Raw genomic sequence first — 17,342 nt, 5'->3', positions numbered from 1 at the left:
CTATAGCGCGAAAATGCCTGCCGGAAGCGGAACTCCCAACATATGCTCAAAAATTAAATACAAAGATATGGTCCCGATGACGGAAATAACTAATGTTTTCAACCATTTTTCATGTTCGAGAAGCGTTTCCCATGCCAGGAGAAATATAAAAGTAGCAAGCATATATCCGATTTCTTCCATAATAACGCCGTATAACCCTATAATTAAGGCAGCTATTAAGGGTTTTACCCATTGCAGGGTTCCCCAAAAAGGTTGCGGCCGGCCGTCGGCACCCAAATTACTGATTACCAGCGCCAGGCTGAATATCACCAGCAGTAAACTGTACCAAAAGGGCAAAAAGCCGGAATCCGGATGATGATAATTTCCGAGTTTAAGCACCACAACAGAATCGACCATTAAAGCCACGCCAACGATGATTAAAAAGAGGCCCGTCGTCCTTAAATGCTTCTTCACCGCCACCACCCCCGGCCGGTTAAAACTTTATAAGAGTTGCTGTTTTCGCAAAATGGGCAGAGTAAGAAGAGCATCTGGGATTATAATTACCCTCGCGCCGGTTCTGCCCGCAAGCTCCCTGTTAACTGCCTCCTGCAAAGTGGGCACGGCATCTAAATATATCTTTTTTAATTCTCCTGCAGGAATTTCACAATCGGTCACCACCAACCGCGCCTGTTTTAGAATCCAGGAGAGTATCAGGGCTTTTTGATCGCCCGGAGCAAACCCCTCCTTCGCAGCGTGCTCGATAATATCCTCCGGGCCATTGGAGGCGGCCATCCATTCTACATACCCGGGATGGCCGAAGCCGTCTTCGCAGCTGGCCGGGATGATGATCACCCCTCCCTTTTTTACCACCGGCCGGGGGCCGAAGACGGAGGTGTTGGCCGCCCGGGTGGCCTGGTAAAGATCGCGGTTTTTGGGGTAACCCACCCCGGCAATGACGATGTCCGCCTGGTCATCGATCTCCACTTCATACATGGACCGCGCCGTTTTGACGCCTTCCAGAAAGGCGGCCACCGGATCACCGGCCACCACCCTTACCAGTTCTTTCCTCCCCGTCTGGACCACGTTAACGATAAAATCTAATCCTATGGCCAGGGTGGCCTCAGTTAAAAAGTCCCGGAAGGTATTGCCCTCCACAACTCCCAAGCGGGTTTCGGCCATCACTTGATAATTGTGGGTGGCGGCAATGGTTTCCGCCCCGGCCACGCCAACGGCCACGCTTTTTACGCCGCCGCTATAACCTGCAAGGAGATGAGTTTCGATAACCCCCGTGGAGATTTTAATATCGGCGGCGGCGACATGTTTGTTAACTACCAGCGGTATACCCCGCCGCGATTTGCCTAAATAAACCAGCCCATCTTTATCCCAGGCGTTATGGTTGACGAAGTTGAGGCTTGACACATTATCTTTTCCAAACATATCGACAAGTTCTTCCCTGGTGTTGGGCCTGTGGGTCCCGGTGGCCACGACAACGGTTATATCCTCGCGGCGTATACCCCCGACTTGCAGTTCTTCTAATAAAACTCTCAGGATGACATCCTCGGGAAGCTTACGGGTAATGTCGGTAACGATTATGGCGACTTTCTGTCCCGGACGCACCATGGCCTGTAAGCGCCGGCTGCCGATGGGATTGGCGACGGCCTCCCGCACGGCTCGTTCCGCATCGGGAAGAACCGGCAGCTTCCGTGCCTCAACTACTGTAACATCAACGCCATCCGGGATCGTAAACTCTATCAACTTTTTCCCGTTAGGGACGGCATACCTGGCCACTGGACGGTTAATCCTCCTTATATTCGCCCGCGTTATCTATTTCTCCTGCAACACTTCCGGGTTGACAACATATTGCGGCCTTTTTCCGGTTAATACATCAACTACTCCCTGAGCCGCGCCGGTGGCCATCCTGACAACGCATTCCTTGGTCAGGGCCGCGCTGTGGGGCGAAAGGAGTACATTATCGAGTTCAAACAGCGGATGATTGTGCGGCGGAGGTTCTTCTTCGAACACATCCAAGGCCGCACCGGCGATAAGGCCGTTCTTTAAAGCCTTATACAGGGCGTCCTCGTCCACCACGCCGCCGCGGGAGAAATTGATAAGAAAGGCGGAAGCCTTCATCAAAGCTAATCTTTCTTCATTTACCAACCCCCGCGTCTCCGGTGTGAGTGGGGTGTGCAGGGAAACTACGTCGGCTTCCTGGAAAATCCGGTCGAGGTCGCTGTATAATGTAATATTGTTTTCTGCCGCCGTTTCCGGCCGCACATAGGGATCGTAGGCAATTACCCGCATGTTGAAGGCGGCGGCTGCTTTTTTGGCTACCATGGTTCCTATCCTGCCGAGGCCCACCAGTCCCAGCACCTTGCCGTCCAGGTCCACCGCTTTGTATTCGTTTCTGACTTCCCATTCGCCGCGGCGGGTGGCCAGATCCATGGATAGCAACCTTTTTGCCAGGGCTCCTATGGCGGTGATGGTATGTTCGGCTACCGATACGGCATTGGCGTCGGGGGTGTTGACAACCAGGATACCCCTTTCCGTGGCCGCCCGAACATCGATGTTGTCCACGCCTACGCCGTGACGGGCGATCACTTTCAAGCTGTCGGCCGCCGCGATTATTTCCCGGGTAAAGGGCGCCGTCCGGACGACCACGCCTTCGACGCCCTTAATCTCCCTTTTTACCGTTTCTACCGACGGGTCGGGCGCCACTTTTACCTCGAAACGGTCATCAAATACCTTCATGCCGCTTTCATGAATCGGCTGTACGATTAAAACTTTCTTTTTCATTCTTTTCTTTGCACCGTCCTATGCTTTGACTATACCCATTTCCTGCAAGACCTGCCTTAAGCGGGCGCGGTTTTCTTCCGTAAGGGGCCCGACAGGCCGAATGGCCTGCCCCGCTTCGATGCCGATCATGTTCAAAGCTTCCTTGATCACCACCGGGAAGGTCCCGAGTTCAAAGGCCAGGCGCAGGGGCGCAAGGCGGTACTGGGCCTCCAGGGCGCGGCGGTGATCCCCGGCCATAAAGGCCTCATAAATTTCTACCACCAGGCTCGGATCCACGTTGGCCGTGGCCGTAATGGAGCCGGTACCGCCGTAGCAGAGGGTGGCGTAAATGAGGGTATCCCGGCCGGCCAAAACGGAGAAATCCATTTGCCGCGTGACCCTTATATATTCGGCCGTGAGGGTCATGTCGCCGCTGGAATCCTTGATGCCAACAATGTTGTCCACGGCCGCCAGCTCTTTTACGGTTTCTACCGTAATTGGCACCTTGGTCCTGGCCGGATTGGAGTAAAGCAGTACCGGCAGGTCAGGGACGGCCCTAGCGATATCAAGGTAAAACTGGATGACTTCCTTCTGGTTCAGGTTGGTGAAAAAGGGCGTCAGGATGGAAACGGCGTCGACCCCCAGATCGCGGGCCATCTTAGTGGTTTCTATGGCTTCCCTAGTAGTTAAAGCCGCCGTGCCGGCATAGACGGGAACGCGGCCCCGGGTTTCGTCGATGACTATCTCGATCACTTTTTTCTTTTGCTCAAAGGTGAGGGCGAAAAACTCCCCCTGGCTGCCGATGGGGAAAAGGCCGTGCACGCCGCCGTCGATTAAATGATTGACAAGTTTCCGCAGTGCGCCTTCATTGATATTTCCCCACTCGTCGGTGGGCGTGGCCATAGCCGGGATGATACCCCGGGGTACAAATTTTGCCATTTCTTTTACCTCCATTTTTACTAACGTCGGGAGGCGACGTATCCCTTTAACTCGGTGGTATACTTGCTGCCGGTATCGACGATCATGCTGATATCGTTGGAGTAGGCTATCAGCCTCATACCCGCATCAATCCATTTTTTGGCGCTTTCCATGTCATAGACGTGGATGCCCGGCGCCACGCCGTGGTCGTTGCAAACCCGGATAAACCGCTCAAGGGCGGCGGTAATCCGCGGATCACTGGTCTGGCCCGGTATGCCGTAGGACTGGCTAAGGTCGGCCGGCCCGATGAAGGCCGCGTCCACGCCTTCCACCCTTACCAGCTTCTCGAGATCGTTGATGGCCCGCTCACTTTCGATCTGGATGACGATCAGTGTCTCCTCGTTGGCCAGTTTGATATAATCGGCCGTTTTCACCTGAGCAAAGTTGGAATGGGCACGCCGCAGGGCCATGCCGCGCTCGCCCAGGGGATAGTACTTGGTGTACTCCACAATCTGCTTTACTTCTTCTTCCGTCTCCACCTGGGGAATGAGAAGTCCTTCCGCACCGGCATCGAGGGGCCGGGAAAGGGCCAGCCGCGACAGACCCGGTGTCCTGACAATGGTGACGATGTCATGGGCTTTGGACACCGCTATCATATCGGCCACGGTTTCAATGCTGTAGGAAGAATGTTCCATATCAATATAGACGAAATCGTATCCGGCCGTGGCCAACATGGTAATGATCCCCGGGCCCCGCACTTCGGAGATCATGGTGCCGATGACGACTTCGCCATTGGCCAGGGCTTTTTTCACCTTGTTCTCCCGCATAAGGTCAGCTCCTTGCTATGAGATCATTTTATTATTTAGTGATTTGATGTGTCATTTAATTTTATCTATTCGTCATTAAAAGCAAAATTCCTTCTTGGTCGGAAAACTTTTTATTCTTGATATGGCAAAACAAAAAAGCTGCCCGTCGGCAGCCGATTAAAAATTAAGAGCTAATTCAGATGCGCCGGTAGCTTTTGCAGGAACGAGGCAAAAATGCTCAAGCCCTTCCTGGCCTCCGGGTTGTTCAGTTGGCGTAAGATACTTAATAACCCCTGCGGGGATTTATCTTTATTTTCGCCAACAGCCTCCTTCAGGGCGGCCACCATGCCCTCTACAAGCCTATCTCCCCGGAACGCTTGGATCCGGTCCAGCATAGCTAAGGCATTCACTAGCTGTCGGAGAACACCGGCGACCACTCCGGGGGTTAGGGAATCCTTCATGGCCTGAAGGGTGCTTCCTAGCTCCAGTAGGGCATCCATCGTGCCCGTCTCTTGCAGTTCTTTAATTTCGGCTATTAATCCTCTGAGACTACTCCCTGCTCCAGCGACCTCCCGCAAAAGCGCCTGCATCTCCGGCCGGCTGAATTCATCGGCAATTTCCCCCAGGCGAACTAGATTGCCGACCAGGTTCTGGATGACGGATGGCTCCAGGGAATCCATGCCGGCGCTGAGGAGATCTAAAATTTTCCGGGAACGGTCGGGCAGTTCCGGCTCCAACTTCTCAGGTCCTACCATTTTCCTGGCGGGTTGGGCCATCCTTCTTCACCCCCTCATAAAATTCCCCGGGCCGACAGCCAGTACATTTCGTTGTAAGAGAGCTTGAACCAGTGCAGCATTTCCGAAGGCGGTACCGGCCGCGGCGGCTGTTTGTAGTTAAAGGTGATATACGTGGCTTCGTTCATACCCGTTTCAATGAAGCAGAAGGCCTTGCCGTTATAGCGATGGGACGGAGGCAGCCCCTTCAGCTCGCTTATTAAATTCTTGACCACTACATCCGCTTCATAATGGGCTGTAGAGCCCGCTTTGCTCACCGGCAGGTTGGTGGCATCGCCGATGACGTAGACGTCGTCCCGCCCTTCCATCTTTAAAGTGTAACGGTCGGTGGGGATAAAACCGTCTTCATCGCCCAGACCGGCATCGCGAACGACCCTGGCCCCCCGGTGGGGCGGTACGGCGACCAGCAAATCATAAGGATGTTCGGAGCCGTCCATGTTATAGGCAATTTTCTTTTCCGGATCAACCGCTTCCAGGTTAAAAAAGACCTCATATTCGATACCGCGCTTCTCGAATTCTTTTACAGCCCATTTGGCCACCGGTTCCAGGGAATGAACACGGCCTATGGGGTAGGTGTATTTCAATCGCACCTTGTCGCGAATACCGATGTCGCGGTAATAATCGTCGGCCATAAAGATGAATTCCAGGGGAGCGACCGGGCATTTATGGGGCACGTCGATGGTGACCATGATGGTGCCGCCCTGGAAATTTAACATCTCATATCGTAATCTCTCCGCACCTTCCGGCGTATAGAAGGTGTGGCCGCCCGCCGCCAGACCGGGTACGGAATCCATATCGGGGTATGACCCCGTGGCTATCACCAGAAAATCGTAAGCAAAGGACTGCTTTGGGGTTATAATTTTCTTCCCCTCGACGTCGATATTGACGGCGCCGTCCGCAACGAAATTAATTTTGGGATGCAAAAGATATTTTTCTTCCCTGGTAAACTGCTCCAGGAAGCCTTCATTGAAGGCCATGAAAAGGAAGCCCGGCTGATAAATATGCCTGTCAGTGTCACCGATTAACGTTACTTCCAGCGCGCCGCTGTAAATCTCGTCTTCCATGGATTTTGCCAGGCGGTTGGCCACCATGGTACCGGCCACACCGCCGCCGAGGATGATAATGCGCCTGGTCACTCCATGCCACTCCTTTAACAACCGCCTAACTTGGGTAAAAACCGGGGGACGGGCCGCTAAGACCTCCCCCGGCCGTTTTTATGCCGCAGGTTTTATTTTGTCTTCCTAACGGCAATACGCCAAAAACCTTCGTCTTCTTTGCAGTAGACTAGCTCGTGACCCATTTTATTGACCCATTCGGGCACGTCTTTCGCCGAACCGCTGTCGCCGGACAGCAATTCGTAAACGTCTCCCACCTGGCCGCGCTTGATGGCCTTGACAAGCTCCATCAACGGCCCGGGACAGTATGAGCCTCTGGCGTCTATGGTTTTGGTAATATTAATTTCGGACATGTTATCCCTCCAGATTTAATTACATTACAATAACCTGGCTGCCGGCCGCCTTACCCAGGAAGGCCGTTACCCCGATTACGTCGTCAAAAAGGTCGATGAGGTCTTCCTTTTGCCACCCCATTAAATCCATGGCCATGGCGCAACCGAAGACCCGTAAGTTTCCCATTTCTTTGCCGTTTTCCAGCAGCTGATAGAAGAGATCGACTTTTTTATTGAGCATTTCCCGTCCGACTTCGCCGGCGGTTTTAAAATCGCGGGCGTTGATTACGTCTTTACGAAAGGCCCTTAAAGCCTCCATAGTCACGAAAATATTGACCTCCATCCCCGACATGGACGCTACCGAACCCACCAGGCATCCGGCCTGCAGCTTTTCCAGCTCTCCTGAGAGAAGGATTACGGATAATTTAGGTTGATCCATGACCATTCTCCTTTCGGTAATTTTTCACAAGTAAATCTTTGGGGCGCCCCGTATATCACCTTGCTTATTAAATATATACGCCGTAAAAAATGATATTCCTCCTTTTCTTTTATTTTTCTTCGCTTAAATTTTAATGGGCGAATTTGACAGCAAAAAAAATTACTCCAGCTGGGCCTGCTTAAAAACCTCAATAAAGCGCAAAAGGAAACGCAGCTGCTTCTCGTTTAAGTAACAGATCTGCCTTAAAACTGCCTGGACGTTTTCATTTAAAAGCAGTTCCCTTAGATCCGGACCCATGGAAGCCAGCATCTCTTCCAGCTGGTCACGGGCTATAAGCAGATAACAAGGAGAAATACCAAGGGCTTTGGCTATTTTTTCTATAGTATTAAGGGAAGGCTGCACTTTTCCGGCTTCGATCTGGCCGATCATCGCCGCCGAAAGGCCGGCCTGGGCCGCCAGGGCGCCCTGGGTCAGTCCCAGAGCTTCTCGCACCTCTTTTAGCTTTTTTCCGATCCAGTTCTCGTTATGGCTGAGGAGCATGGACAGGGGTACTTCCAGGGCGGCCGCTATTTTGCCCAAGGTATCTACGGCAGGATGGAGAACGCCCCGCTCGATCTCACTCAAATAGGTAAAGGAGATGCCCGTTTTGGCGCTTAAGTCTTTTAAAGAGAGACCTTTTTCTTGGCGGGCCATACGAATTTTATCTCCGAGACCAATGCGGGCCGCCTCTGCCGGTATAAGGGTTTCCCGGGAGATATTAAGGGCGCTGCATAGCTTGTCCAGGGTTTTCAGGGAAGGGCGCTTGTGTCCCCTTTCTATCTCGCTTAAATACGAAGGGGAAATCCCCGCTCTATGCGCCAGTTCGTCCAGGGTGTAACCCCTTTCTTCGCGAAAATGCCTGATGGTAGGACCTAGATCCACGAAAAATCCTCCCAGTATCTTTATACCTTTAAAGAAAAAAACCGGGTTTGCCACCCGGAAACCGAAAAAGTGATATAAAACGTGGTGCGGGCGAGAGGACTTGAACCTCCACGGATGTTCTCCACCAGATCCTAAGTCTGGCGCGTCTGCCGTTCCGCCACGCCCGCCGATAAAATGGTGAGCCATCGGGGAATCGAACCCCGGACACCCTGATTAAAAGTCAGGTGCTCTACCGACTGAGCTAATGGCTCACAAGCAGTGGCTGGGGCGGCTGGATTCGAACCAACGAAATGACGGATCCAAAGTCCGTTGCCTTACCACTTGGCTACGCCCCAGCATAAGGGATAAAAATGGGGTGGGAGATGGGACTCGAACCCACGACCCCCAGGGCCACAACCTGGTGCTCTAACCAACTGAGCTACACCCACCATAAAATTTTTCTCTTTTTATGGCGCGCCTGGCAGGGTTCGAACCTGCGGCCCGCGGCTTAGAAGGCCGCTGCTCTATCCAGCTGAGCTACAGGCGCCCAATTTTGGAGCGGGTGATGGGAATCGAACCCACGTAACCAGCTTGGAAGGCTGGGGCTCTACCATTGAGCTACACCCGCGCGCAATGGATATTATACCTTAAAAAAAGCCTGAAGTCAAAAACAGTTTTTACCGTAAACCCTTAAAAAACCTTCAATTTTATTTTAACCAAAAGCCGTTCCTTTACAACTCCTGTTTTTCTCCGAAAAGCTCCCTTAATACCGGCCGCAGGTTTTTAACCGCCAGCGCCCGGTGGCTTAAGCCGTTTTTCAGCTCTTCACCCAGCTCGGCATAGGTTTTGCCGTAAGCCGGCAGATAAAAAAGGGGATCATAACCGAAACCGTATTCACCCTTCAGTTCGTATGCAATAAAGCCTTCCACCATACCTTCCGCAATATGCTCTTTCCCCTCTGGCTCTATCAGCGCCAGGGCGCAGCGGAAACGAGCCGTTCGCTTGTCCCAAGGAACGCCCGCCATAAGCTGCAGGAGTTTTTGATTGTTGAGCAAATCGTTAGAGGGTTCGCCGGCAAAACGGGCGGAATAAACCCCCGGCGCTCCTTTTAGAAAGTCTACTTCCAGGCCGGAGTCGTCTCCCAGGGCAGGCAGGCCGGTCCTTTCGGCCACGGCACGTGCCTTTAAAAGGGCGTTGGCGGCAAAAGTGTATCCATTTTCTTCCGGCATGATAACGTCTGGAAAATCCCTCAAAGTCAATATAGTAACATTTAACCCTTTAAGCAGTTCCCGGAATTCCTTTGCCTTACCTTCATTGCCGGTGGCCACTACTATTTTATTCATTTCCCATTCCCACCTGCTCTGCCAGGGGACCCAAAACCCGACGCTGGATGGCAATAAGTTGGGCGATGCCTTCAGATGCCAAATCAAGCATGGCAGTCATTTCTTCCCTGGAAAAGGGATGTTTCTCCGCCGTCCCTTGTATCTCTACCAATTGTCCAGAACCGGTCATGACTACGTTCATATCAGTGTCGGCCCGGGAATCTTCTTCAAAATCCAGATCGAGTAAAAGCTCACCGTCTACCAGACCTATACTTACGGCCGCCAGAAAGTCACGGAGGGGAAGCCTTTCTATGACGCCGGTCGCCACCAAACCGGCCAGGGCATCGGCCAGGGCCACAAAACTACCGGTTATGGCAGCGGTCCTCGTGCCGCCATCGGCCTGAAGGACGTCGCAGTCAACCCAAATGGTACGCTCCCCCAAAACCGCAGTATCTACGACGCTGCGTAAAGCCCGACCGATCAGGCGTTGGATTTCCTGGCTGCGGCCACTGGGCCTCCCCCTTGTCGCCTCCCGCACCGTCCGTTCCCTGGTTGAACGTGGCAGCAGGGCATATTCCGCCGTAATCCAGCCTCGCCCGCTGTTGCGTAAAAAGGGCGGCACTTTATCTTCAACGGTGGCGCTGCAGATCACCCGCGTATCGCCTATGCAGATCAGGGCCGAACCCTCGGCATACTTTAGATAATTTCTCTCTATTGTTACGGGACGCAGTTCCTGGGGGCCGCGTCCATTTACTCGTGTTAAAGCCATAAACCGTTACTCCCCAAGTAGATAGAGTTTTCTGGTGCCTTTAAGCTCCGGCCAACCCACCAGCTGCATGCCGACCCTATAAAAGGTTTGGGGATCGCCACTGACATAAAAAGTGTGGGCCTTGGAGCCGTGGGCTCCCCGCAGACCGCCCGCGGAGGCCAGGACTTCCTTTAACTCCCGCACCGTTGCCGCTGCGGGATCAACGAGGATCACCCCCGGACCGGTCACTTCCTGTATCACCGGGGCCAGGAAGGGATAATGGGTACACCCTAAGATTAAAGTATCAATACCGGCGTTGACAAGGGGTTCTACATACTCCCGCACCGCCCCTTCTACTTCCGGTCCGGAAACCTTGCCGGCCTCGACCAGGGGTACCAATTTGGGGCACGCCCGGCCGAAAACTTGCACATCGGCGGCGTGGGCTTGCACTGCTTTTTCATGGGCGCGGCTGGCTATGGTGGCTTCCGTGGCAATAACACCGATGCGGCCGTTGCGCGTGGCTTTTAGTGCCTCCTTCACGCCGGGTTCAATAACGCCGATTATGGGAACATCATATTTCTGCTTTAAATAGGGAAGGGCCACGGCGGATGTGGTATTGCAGGCATCGACAATGGCCTTGGCCCCCTGTTCAACTAGAAAACGGGTTATGGTGTCGGCAAAAAAAATAAGCTCCTCTACGGTGCGACTACCGTAAGGTACGTGGGCGGTATCGCCGTAGTAAACAATGGTTTCTGCCGGCAGTTGCCTGGAAATCTCCAGGGCCACCGTCAAACCCCCGACACCGGAATCAAAAACTCCCACCGGTTGGACGGGCTGCACCGTCCTCATCTCCTTATCCCAATCCTTTTTGGCAGAACCAGTACTTCATAATTATATGCATGCAAGTCTTAGGTTAATCTTTATTTCCCTTTACGCCGATAATGACAAAACCCTCCATGGGTCGTTCTTGCTTCGTGTACAACTACAAAAGCGTTGGCGTCCCAATCATTGACCATCTGCTGGACAATACCCAGCTGTTTGCGGGGAAAGCTTAAGTTTAAGATAGGATGAGAACCGTCCCGCCCCTGGCCTTCGGTTACTGTGACCCCGAACCCTGCGGTGCGCAGAGCTTCGGCCAGTTCCAGAGGTTCGCGGAGGGTAATTACCTGGACCGTCACCTGTCCCAGGGCCACCTTCTCTTCAATAAAACTGCCCACTATATTACCTGTAGCGAAACCCAGGGCGTAGCAGATGAGACTCACGGGATCGCTTAAACGATCGACTACATACTTCAAAGCCACTACGTAAATCGTTACTTCAAAAATACCGATCCCGGCCGCATAGAAGCGCTTGCCCCTGACTAAAAAAAGCATCCTCATGGTGGCCATGCTTACATCGGCTACCCGGGCCAAAAAAATTAAAAAATATCCCCCCACCAGGGCCAGCACCGGTACTCCCTCCCGCCAGACTGCTGCCTCCCCATTGTAGCAAAGAAGAAGGGAGCCCGCAAGGTAAGACAGGCTCCTCCTTCCTTATTGACCAGCAAAATAGGCGCTGAGCCCGTTAAAGATTCCCTCGGCCACTTTGGCCTGAAAGGTGGGGTTGTTTAACAGCTGTTCCTCCGTGGGGTTGGAGATAAAGGCTGTTTCCACCAGCACCGAAGGCATATCCGTATTGCGCAGCACGGCGAAATTGGCTTCCCGGACACCCAGGTCCTTTGTACCCAGGACGGCTACCAGGGCATTCTGAATGGCCGTTGCCAAACGCAGTCGCTCCTCCCGCTGCTGCCCCAGGGCGGTACCTTCCGGAGCATAGAAATAAGTCGACGTGCCGGATGCCTCCGGGCTTAAAGAAGCGTTGGAGTGAATGCTGATAAAGAGGTCGGCGCCTATATCATTGGCATAATAGGCCCGGCCGGAAAGGGTGTAAGGACAGATCTCATCACTGCGGGTGAGGTAGACGTTGGCCCCCGCCTGTTTCAGAAGGGCGGCAAGTTTCTGGGCCATGGCTAGATTGACGTCCTTTTCCTGCACCCCTGTGGGGCCGATGGCCCCGGGATCGCGTCCTTCCGGATCGGTGCCGTGGCCGGGATCGATGACAATCTTGCTGCCTTTAAGGGACGATTTCTCCAGGAGGAAAATCATACCCTTCTGATCCGCCGCCGGCTGGGAGCGCAACCGGACGCTGCTGTTCAGGTCGAATACTATCCGCACTGTATCTTTGGTATATTGTCCCAAACGCACCCTTAAAAGGGGTGGCCGGTTAACTTCTACCGTAGTCTGCCCCGAGGAAACAGCCAAAACGGCGCCGGGTACATCAACAATGAGGCGATTGTCCCAGCGGGAAGTTTTAAAGGTGAAAGCCCCGGTGGCTTTAACGGTTACCTTAAAGGCCTCACCGACAGTCGTTACAGTTACCCCCGTGATCTGGAGGTTGTCCTGCGAATCATTAGGCTCCTTTTCTGAAGGTTCATATGGGGCAAAGGTGGCCAGGGCCCTGGCCAGCCAGCCACGCCGGCCGTCGTCCATCTCCACCTGCCACCAGTCGCCCTTTTGCTCCCAAATGGGAAGCCTGCTGCCGGCAGCGGCTGTACCTACCTGTTTTTCTACCGGGCTCGGCCCGGCCAAAACGGCCACAGGCCTGCTGCCGATCACCGCCAGGCCCAGGGGCTGCCCGTCGGTCTGTTGATCACCGTCAGGCGGCCGGTTGTCTTCAGCGGGCGGCTTCGTATCACCCTCCGATGGTCCTCCTGCCGATGGCCCGCCGTTATCCGAAGGGCCGCCGACCAGCTGGGCATAAGAAGCCGAAACCCAACCCTGTCGCCCGTCCTTCAATTGGACCTTATACCAGCCGGAGGCTTCCCCCAGAAAGCTTAAAACCGTATCCCGCGGGAGGGTTGTGATGATGCTATAATTTAGTCCCGGCCCGGAACGGATATTTACATAACTGCCCGTCAGGCGCACCTGGCTACCAGCAGACCCTCCCAAAGTAATCTTTACGCTCTGGGTGGCTTCTTCCCATTCGACCCGGCCGCCAAAGGCCTGGGACACAAAACGTACCGGTACCATGGTCGTATCGCCCTTTAAAACGGGCGTGGTATCCAGCGTGAGGGATTGTCCATTGACATAGGCCTGACGGCTGTCGATCCACATCTTTAAAGTTATTGACCCCCGGGTAACGACGATGCCCCGCTCCTTTTCCAGCCAGTCCACCCTGGCACCCATATATTCCATTATAAAGCGTAATGGTACCATGGTACGACCGTTGGCATCGATATAGGGTGGTACTGCCGGTTTAACCTGGACCCCGTTCAAAAAGAGGGCAATCCCCGGATCGGCCGCAGCCGGTAGGGTTTTTAAGCCCCATGCCAATATGTAGAAAAACATCAGCATCAGTAAAAAAGCCCACCGGCTTTTCAATTTTTTCCTTATCATCACCCTTCCTTTCTCCTTTCGTATTTTAGAAGCTATCATATCTATTCGCTATGCCGCGACTCTTTCCTTCCCTGCCGCCGCTTTTTGTTGAAAAAACAAAAAGGGTGCCCGGCAAGGCACCTTCCTTACCGGGCTTCCTTTTTGATCAAGCTTTCATTGCGGCTTATCGCCGTGGATACGTCGACATGGCCGGCTATTGTCTTAACATATTGGCCGTCCACCAGGAACTGGACTTCCTTAACCGTAGGAAACTGGGTGAGGGTGTTGACGATGGAATAAACCGTTAGGCTTTCTCCCAGGGAACCGCCGCTGTGGTTTTTCACCAGTTCTTTGCTGAAATCTACCCGGCAGAGGCCGTCGGAACGGATGTTAATATCTTTAAGCACCGTTCCCTTGGGGATAGTCGGTAGAAGCTGGGAACCCGGTTTCGGTCCTTTGATAAGCTCCTCTATGGCCGCCCGGGCAATCCCTTCTACTAAAGGTATGCTGCGTTCTTCGGCCACCAGGTAATTCCCGGTTGGATCGCTGAAATAGAGAACAATTTTAGTTGTTTTGGTGCCTTCCTTAATCTCCCCGGCCCCGGCCTGGGGCGATGCCGTTTCCGGCGGCGGCAACTGCACCTGCACCTGGGACTGGGTCCTGCCCCGCAACCTGTCAACCAGCCCGCAGCCGCTGATATTTACGACCATAAAGAGCAAACCTACGGCGACAGCCAGGCACTTTCGTACCCGCAAGGTGGTCCCTCCTTTCATTCCTGCTATAACATAAATATCAAAGAAAGGAGGGAACTATTCCTAATTTTTACGCCCGACCCAAAACTTCCCGTAGCGCCTTTATAAAGCGCTCATTCTGCCGGGGGGTGCCGATGGTCACCCTGAGGTAAGTATCATAGCCGAAAATATCCCCCGTACGGACGATAACCCCCCGTTTTAACAGCTCCTGAAAGACGCCGCGGCTGTCCTGCCCGACGTCCACGAAGATAAAGTTGGTCTCCGTCGGCACATACGTAAGGCCCATGGCCGCAAACTGTTCGTACAGGTACTGCTTGCCTTCTATATTTATTTCTCTGCTTTTGCGATAATGGGCTTCATCTTTTAATGCGGCGAAAGCCGCAGCCTGGGCCACGAGGTTTACATTGAAGGGTTCCCGCACCCTGTTTAAGTTTTTAATGATCTCGGGAACGGCCACACCATAGCCCACCCGCAGGCCGGCCAGACCGTATATCTTGGAAAAAGTGCGCAGGACTATGACGTTGGGCCGACCGTAGCGCACGTACGCCAGGCTGTCGGGATAGTGTTCGGCCGTAACGTAATCGGCATAGGCTTCATCTAAAACCACCAGGACCGAAGGAGGTATTTCTTTCAAAAAGTTGTCCAGCATCATCTGGCCGACGATGGTCCCCGTGGGATTGTTGGGATTACAGATAAACACCAGCCGTGTCCTGGACGTTATGGCGGCGGCCATGGCCTTTAAATCGTGGCGGAAGCTGCGGCAGGGCACCTTCACAGCTCGGCCGGCCATAACCAGGGCAGCAAACTCATACTCCGAGAAGGTGGGATCGGCGACCACTATTTCGTCCCCGGGGTTTAAGTATGCTTCGGCCAACATCTTGATAATCTCGTCTGTACCGTTGCCCACGATGATATTTTCCGGGGATACGCCGTGTTTTTCCGCCAGGGCGTTTTTTAAATAATAGCAGTTCCCGTCCGGATACAGGTAAACCCTCTCAGCCGCTTCCTGGATGGCCCGGACGGCATCAGGGGATGGCCCCAGGGGATTTTCATTGGAGGCCAGTTTAATTACGTCCTTAATTCCCAGCTCCCGCTGGACTTCCTCAATAGGTTTACCCGGTACATAGGGCTTAATGGCCAGAATAGTTTCCCGACATGCAGGAGAAGTACCCAATTCTTAACATCTCCTTCGCTGTTATAACAGTTATAATTGATAAATCTTCTCGCCTTCCAGGACGGTTATACCCTTCTGCTGGAGGACGGCGATGGCTTTATCCAGTTCTTCCACCCGGAAGATGACCATAGCACCATTCTCGCCCCTACCGATGAAGGCATAGAGATATTCGATGTTGATGTCCGCCTCTTCGAGCAGGGAAAGGATGTGGCTCAAGCCCCCGGGCCTGTCCGGCATCTCCACCCCCAGCACCTCGGTAAGGCTGACGGTAAAGCCGGCCTCTTTCAGGGCCCTGTAAGCTTCATCCGGATCGTTGACAATAAGGCGCAAAATGCCGAAATCGGAGGTGTCGGCAATGGAAAGGGCGCGGATGTTGATTCCCCGCCCGGCCAGCAGCCGAGTTACCGCCGCCAGCCGTCCCGACTTGTTCTCTAAAAACACCGAGATCTGCTTGATCTTCATAAATTTCCCCCCTCATATCTTCCGCTTATCGATTACCCTGACGGCCTTGCCTTCGCTGCGCTGGATGGTTTTCGGCTCTACCAGGGTGACCTTCACACTGATACCCAGGGTGCTCTCCAGTTCGTCCACCAGTTTCTTCTCCAGCTCTTCCAAGCCCCGTACTTTGTCAGAAAAGAGGGATTCGGAAACTTCCACCTTGACTTCCAGGGTATCCAGGGAACCGTGGCGGTCGACAATCAGAAGGTAGTGGGGTTCTGTCCCGCCCATTTCCAGAAGAACGCTTTCCACCTGGGAGGGGAACACGTTAACACCACGGATTATCAGCATGTCGTCGGTGCGGCCGGTAAAGCGGGCCACCCGCACATAAGTACGACCGCAGGAACAGGTACCGGGTATCAAGGTGGTAATGTCCCGGGTGCGATAGCGAATGACCGGCAGGGCTTCTTTAGTGAGGGAGGTGATGACCAACTCGCCCAGCTGGCCCGGCGGTACCGGCTTTTCCGTCACCGGATCGATGACTTCTACGAGAAAATGATCGCCGAATATGTGAAGGCCGTTTTTCGCCTGGCATTCAATGGCGACACCCGGACCGATAACCTCGCTCAGGCCGTAGATGTCCACGGCGCTGATCCCCAAGCGTTTCTCTATTTCCTGGCGCATGTTTTCCGACCAGGGTTCGGCGCCGAAAATACCGCAACGTAATTTCAGCTCATCCGAGGTAACGCCCATTTCCGCCATGACTTCAGCGATATGGAGGGCATAAGAAGGAGTACAAGTTAAAACCGTACTACCGTAATCCTTCATAATCATTACCTGGCGTTTGGTATTGCCGCCGGAGATGGGAATGACGGACGCCCCCAGGCGTTCGGCGCCGTAATGAACGCCCAAACCGCCGGTAAAAAGGCCGTAGCCGTACGCGTTCTGGATTATGTCGTGGCGGGTCGCCCCACCGCAGACCAACGCTCGGGCCATTAGCTCGGCCCAGACGTCGATGTCATGACGGGTGTAACCCACCACCGTCGGCTTGCCGGTGGTGCCCGACGAAGAGTGGATGCGCACCACTTCGCTCATGGGCACGGCAAACATGCCGAAAGGATAGTTGTCCCGCAAATCCTGTTTGGTGGTAAAGGGCAATTTTTGGAGATCGTCCAGACTCTTGATGTCGCCCGGCTCCAACCCTATAGCCTGAAAGGCTTTGCGGTAAAAGGGGACGTTATAGAAGGCCCTTTTTACTGTCGCCTGCAGGCGTTCCAGCTGTAGTTCCCGCAGCTCCTCTTCCGGCATACATTCATATCTTTCGTTCCAGTACAAACCGTACTCCTCCATATAATCTAAACTTCTCCCGAAAGTATGTTCCCGAAAACGGGACCATGCATCCGGGCATAATAAAGATATTTCCACATTAAAACAGGGATT

General features: G+C 53.6%; 19 protein-coding genes and 6 tRNA genes. All 25 read right to left on the bottom strand.

Annotation, left to right across the window (positions count from 1 at the left end):
- The 25 genes from MHFGQ_RS02540 to MHFGQ_RS02420 all read right to left on the bottom strand — a co-directional run bounded on the left by MHFGQ_RS02540 (position 1) and on the right by MHFGQ_RS02420 (position 17,237).
- On the bottom strand, positions 1–453 hold the full coding sequence (locus MHFGQ_RS02540) for a tripartite tricarboxylate transporter TctB family protein (RefSeq protein WP_106004536.1): 453 nt from the start codon (positions 451–453) through the stop codon (positions 1–3).
- 27 nt (positions 454–480) lie between these two features.
- A complete protein-coding gene (larA, locus tag MHFGQ_RS02535; protein ID WP_170066148.1) occupies positions 481–1,767 on the bottom strand; it encodes a nickel-dependent lactate racemase in 1,287 nt (428 codons plus the stop codon).
- Positions 1,768–1,803: 36 nt separating this feature from the next.
- On the bottom strand, positions 1,804–2,772 hold the full coding sequence (locus MHFGQ_RS02530) for a hydroxyacid dehydrogenase (RefSeq protein ID WP_106004538.1): 969 nt from the start codon (positions 2,770–2,772) through the stop codon (positions 1,804–1,806).
- An 18-nt stretch (positions 2,773–2,790) separates the two neighbouring features.
- On the bottom strand, positions 2,791–3,705 hold the full coding sequence (gene dapA / locus MHFGQ_RS02525) for a 4-hydroxy-tetrahydrodipicolinate synthase (protein WP_106004539.1): 915 nt from the start codon (positions 3,703–3,705) through the stop codon (positions 2,791–2,793).
- Between the two features lie 5 nt (positions 3,706–3,710).
- Positions 3,711–4,496, bottom strand: coding sequence for an HpcH/HpaI aldolase family protein (locus MHFGQ_RS02520; RefSeq protein ID WP_106004540.1), 786 nt, complete (start codon positions 4,494–4,496; stop codon positions 3,711–3,713).
- A gap of 170 nt (positions 4,497–4,666) precedes the next feature.
- Positions 4,667–5,251, bottom strand: coding sequence for a DUF1641 domain-containing protein (locus tag MHFGQ_RS02515; RefSeq protein WP_106004541.1), 585 nt, complete (start codon positions 5,249–5,251; stop codon positions 4,667–4,669).
- Positions 5,252–5,265: 14 nt separating this feature from the next.
- Complete coding sequence (locus MHFGQ_RS02510) at positions 5,266–6,405, bottom strand: NAD(P)/FAD-dependent oxidoreductase (RefSeq protein WP_106004542.1); 1,140 nt, start codon at positions 6,403–6,405, stop codon at positions 5,266–5,268.
- 92 nt (positions 6,406–6,497) lie between these two features.
- A complete protein-coding gene (locus MHFGQ_RS02505; protein ID WP_106004543.1) occupies positions 6,498–6,737 on the bottom strand; it encodes a sulfurtransferase TusA family protein in 240 nt (79 codons plus the stop codon).
- A gap of 19 nt (positions 6,738–6,756) precedes the next feature.
- Entirely contained in the window at positions 6,757–7,155 is a 399-nt protein-coding gene (locus MHFGQ_RS02500) for a DsrE/DsrF/DrsH-like family protein (protein ID WP_106004544.1), read from the bottom strand.
- 159 nt (positions 7,156–7,314) lie between these two features.
- Positions 7,315–8,076, bottom strand: a complete 762-nt coding sequence (locus tag MHFGQ_RS02495; protein ID WP_106004545.1) for a helix-turn-helix domain-containing protein — start codon at positions 8,074–8,076, stop codon at positions 7,315–7,317.
- 82 nt (positions 8,077–8,158) lie between these two features.
- A tRNA-Leu gene (locus MHFGQ_RS02490) sits at positions 8,159–8,243 on the bottom strand.
- Between the two features lie 8 nt (positions 8,244–8,251).
- A tRNA-Lys gene (locus MHFGQ_RS02485) sits at positions 8,252–8,327 on the bottom strand.
- Positions 8,328–8,335: 8 nt separating this feature from the next.
- Positions 8,336–8,411, bottom strand: a tRNA-Gln gene (locus tag MHFGQ_RS02480).
- A 16-nt stretch (positions 8,412–8,427) separates the two neighbouring features.
- Positions 8,428–8,504, bottom strand: a tRNA-His gene (locus MHFGQ_RS02475).
- A 21-nt stretch (positions 8,505–8,525) separates the two neighbouring features.
- Positions 8,526–8,602 (bottom strand) — tRNA-Arg (locus MHFGQ_RS02470).
- Between the two features lie 7 nt (positions 8,603–8,609).
- Positions 8,610–8,683, bottom strand: a tRNA-Gly gene (locus MHFGQ_RS02465).
- Between the two features lie 103 nt (positions 8,684–8,786).
- Positions 8,787–9,398, bottom strand: a complete 612-nt coding sequence (locus MHFGQ_RS02460; protein WP_106004546.1) for an XTP/dITP diphosphatase — start codon at positions 9,396–9,398, stop codon at positions 8,787–8,789.
- Positions 9,391–10,146, bottom strand: coding sequence for a ribonuclease PH (gene rph, locus MHFGQ_RS02455; RefSeq protein WP_106004547.1), 756 nt, complete (start codon positions 10,144–10,146; stop codon positions 9,391–9,393). Before rph ends, MHFGQ_RS02460 begins: the two co-directional genes overlap by 8 nt.
- A gap of 6 nt (positions 10,147–10,152) precedes the next feature.
- Positions 10,153–10,965: a glutamate racemase gene (gene murI, locus MHFGQ_RS02450; RefSeq protein ID WP_106004548.1), complete on the bottom strand. Its 813-nt coding sequence runs from the start codon at positions 10,963–10,965 to the stop codon at positions 10,153–10,155.
- An 80-nt stretch (positions 10,966–11,045) separates the two neighbouring features.
- The gene (locus tag MHFGQ_RS02445) at positions 11,046–11,573 is read right to left on the bottom strand and encodes a DUF2179 domain-containing protein (RefSeq protein ID WP_106004549.1); all 528 of its coding nucleotides are present in this window, start codon (positions 11,571–11,573) and stop codon (positions 11,046–11,048) included.
- Positions 11,574–11,657: 84 nt separating this feature from the next.
- Positions 11,658–13,559, bottom strand: coding sequence for an N-acetylmuramoyl-L-alanine amidase (locus MHFGQ_RS02440; RefSeq protein WP_106004550.1), 1,902 nt, complete (start codon positions 13,557–13,559; stop codon positions 11,658–11,660).
- Positions 13,560–13,684: 125 nt separating this feature from the next.
- Positions 13,685–14,293: a GerMN domain-containing protein gene (locus tag MHFGQ_RS02435; protein ID WP_106004551.1), complete on the bottom strand. Its 609-nt coding sequence runs from the start codon at positions 14,291–14,293 to the stop codon at positions 13,685–13,687.
- A gap of 67 nt (positions 14,294–14,360) precedes the next feature.
- On the bottom strand, positions 14,361–15,464 hold the full coding sequence (hisC, locus tag MHFGQ_RS02430; protein WP_106004552.1) for a histidinol-phosphate transaminase: 1,104 nt from the start codon (positions 15,462–15,464) through the stop codon (positions 14,361–14,363).
- Positions 15,465–15,494: 30 nt separating this feature from the next.
- Complete coding sequence (locus MHFGQ_RS02425; protein WP_106004553.1) at positions 15,495–15,926, bottom strand: ACT domain-containing protein; 432 nt, start codon at positions 15,924–15,926, stop codon at positions 15,495–15,497.
- A gap of 12 nt (positions 15,927–15,938) precedes the next feature.
- The gene (locus MHFGQ_RS02420; RefSeq protein WP_106004634.1) at positions 15,939–17,237 is read right to left on the bottom strand and encodes a phenylacetate--CoA ligase; all 1,299 of its coding nucleotides are present in this window, start codon (positions 17,235–17,237) and stop codon (positions 15,939–15,941) included.
- Positions 17,238–17,342: the final 105 nt, after the last annotated feature.

This window comes from Moorella humiferrea, from assembly GCF_039233145.1.
GTDB lineage: Bacteria > Bacillota > DSM-521 > Neomoorellales > Neomoorellaceae > Neomoorella > Neomoorella humiferrea.
The sequence above is the reverse complement of the archived record's forward strand: the minus strand, read 5'-3'. Positions and strand labels throughout refer to the sequence as shown.

Coding starts and splice junctions, on each gene's coding strand:
- MHFGQ_RS02530 (WP_106004538.1), bottom strand. CDS start 2,772: ATGAAAAAGAAAGTTTTAATCGTACAGCCGATTCATGAAAGCGGCATG.
- dapA (WP_106004539.1), bottom strand. CDS start 3,705: ATGGAGGTAAAAGAAATGGCAAAATTTGTACCCCGGGGTATCATCCCG.
- MHFGQ_RS02520 (WP_106004540.1), bottom strand. CDS start 4,496: ATGCGGGAGAACAAGGTGAAAAAAGCCCTGGCCAATGGCGAAGTCGTC.
- MHFGQ_RS02515 (WP_106004541.1), bottom strand. CDS start 5,251: ATGGCCCAACCCGCCAGGAAAATGGTAGGACCTGAGAAGTTGGAGCCG.
- MHFGQ_RS02505 (WP_106004543.1), bottom strand. CDS start 6,737: ATGTCCGAAATTAATATTACCAAAACCATAGACGCCAGAGGCTCATAC.
- MHFGQ_RS02500 (WP_106004544.1), bottom strand. CDS start 7,155: ATGGATCAACCTAAATTATCCGTAATCCTTCTCTCAGGAGAGCTGGAA.
- MHFGQ_RS02460 (WP_106004546.1), bottom strand. CDS start 9,398: ATGAATAAAATAGTAGTGGCCACCGGCAATGAAGGTAAGGCAAAGGAA.
- rph (WP_106004547.1), bottom strand. CDS start 10,146: ATGGCTTTAACACGAGTAAATGGACGCGGCCCCCAGGAACTGCGTCCC.
- MHFGQ_RS02440 (WP_106004550.1), bottom strand. CDS start 13,559: ATGATAAGGAAAAAATTGAAAAGCCGGTGGGCTTTTTTACTGATGCTG.
- MHFGQ_RS02425 (WP_106004553.1), bottom strand. CDS start 15,926: ATGAAGATCAAGCAGATCTCGGTGTTTTTAGAGAACAAGTCGGGACGG.